The sequence below is a fragment of the Nocardia carnea genome (assembly GCF_029868325.1).
Classification (GTDB): domain Bacteria; phylum Actinomycetota; class Actinomycetes; order Mycobacteriales; family Mycobacteriaceae; genus Nocardia; species Nocardia carnea_C.
In genome coordinates this window covers 1-1,273 of the sequence record NZ_JARWNW010000090.1, presented here as the reverse complement: position 1 = coordinate 1,273, position 1,273 = coordinate 1, and the positions used below count along the sequence as shown (strand labels likewise).

Here is a 1,273-nt window from a genome sequence, read left to right as displayed (position 1 = left end):
GGGGGTGGGGGACCGCGATGCCACGGTGCTCGCCGCGGCGTTCGCCTCCTGCCGGGGCTTCACCGAAATCGTGGCCTACAGCCATGAGGACGGACTCAGCACGCGCGCACCGGGCGCGGTCGCGGTCTACGACACCGATCGCGGCCGGCTCGCCGCCGCGCCCACGGTCTCGCCGGATCGACAGATCTGGTCGACGGTCACAACGGGTAGCGACCATCGGGTGACGCAGGCAATTGCCACGTTGCTCGAGGGCCTGCCCGGGGGGAGGTGGCTGACACCGTAATTCCCCAGGTGACAACCCACCGGCGCGAGATCCTGCGATCTCGGCGGAAATTCAACCTCAGGAAAGGAACACCGTAATGTCAACTCAGGGTGTTGATCTCGACCTCGAGCTGGTCAAGAAGGCGACCGGCGAAATGTATCAGGCGATCGAGAATCTGCGGCTGTCGGTGAAAGCCGTCGATTCGGCCAGCGATGCGGCCCGTGCGGGCTGGAAGGGTGATGCGAACGCCTCGTTCGTCACCACCTCGCAGGCGTGGAGCGACGAGTCCGACCGCCTGAATCAGAAGCTCGACGAGCTGACCCAGGCCACCGAGGATGCCACCCAGACGATCCTGGGCATGGATGAGGATGCCTTCATCCCCGGCGGCGGCTACACCAGCCTGTAGACCTGCCTCGCGGCATTCACCTATCTGCTCGACTGAGAAGGAATTGGGAACATGAGCGATATTTTGTACGACCGCCCCACTATGGAGGCGCTGTTCGACTCGCTGAAGACCGAGGGCAGCAAGATCCAGGGCGAAATCGAGGCCCTGGGGACCGCCAAGGACAACTTCCTGCAGGCCATGGCCAGCCAGGGCGCCCAGGAGGGTTTCACCGCCGCGCACGCGTCGGTGAACACCGAACTCGAGGACACCCTGCACAAGCTGGACCAGCTCGCCATCGCGGTCGAGAACGCGCTGCAGCGCGCGCTGGAGACCGATAAGAAGATCGGGGACGGGTTCGCCGCCTTCGGCTGACCGGAACCACCGTTTCGGCGTACGGACGGCACCGGGCCGGGGGGGGGGGGGGGGGGGCCACCCGCCGCCGGCGGGGAGGGGGGGGGGGGGGGGGCCCGGGGGGGGGTGGGCGGGGTCGCCGGCGACGGTGGTGGTGGGGGCGTGGGCCCGCGGGCGGCCGCCGCCCCGCTCGACGGTTTCGGCGTAGATACCGGACCGATGCCCGGCGACCAGCTGCGCGAGGGCGGTGTGGTCGATCACCACCCCCTTGGGGG

General features: G+C 68.3%; 3 protein-coding genes. All 3 read left to right on the top strand.

Annotated elements, in window-relative coordinates; translation table 11 throughout:
- Positions 1–283: ESX secretion-associated protein EspG (locus QH196_RS05690; protein WP_280414687.1), on the top strand; the 283-nt coding region annotated here is incomplete at its 5' end.
- 76 nt (positions 284–359) lie between these two features.
- Positions 360–668, top strand: a complete 309-nt coding sequence (locus QH196_RS05685; RefSeq protein ID WP_062977187.1) for a WXG100 family type VII secretion target — start codon at positions 360–362, stop codon at positions 666–668.
- A 51-nt stretch (positions 669–719) separates the two neighbouring features.
- On the top strand, positions 720–1,019 hold the full coding sequence (locus QH196_RS05680) for a hypothetical protein (protein WP_062977189.1): 300 nt from the start codon (positions 720–722) through the stop codon (positions 1,017–1,019).
- Positions 1,020–1,273: the final 254 nt, after the last annotated feature.

Bases quoted from the DNA above. Each gene is read 5' to 3' on its own strand.
- QH196_RS05685 (WP_062977187.1), top strand. From the start codon at position 360: ATGTCAACTCAGGGTGTTGATCTCGACCTCGAGCTGGTCAAGAAGGCG.
- QH196_RS05680 (WP_062977189.1), top strand. From the start codon at position 720: ATGAGCGATATTTTGTACGACCGCCCCACTATGGAGGCGCTGTTCGAC.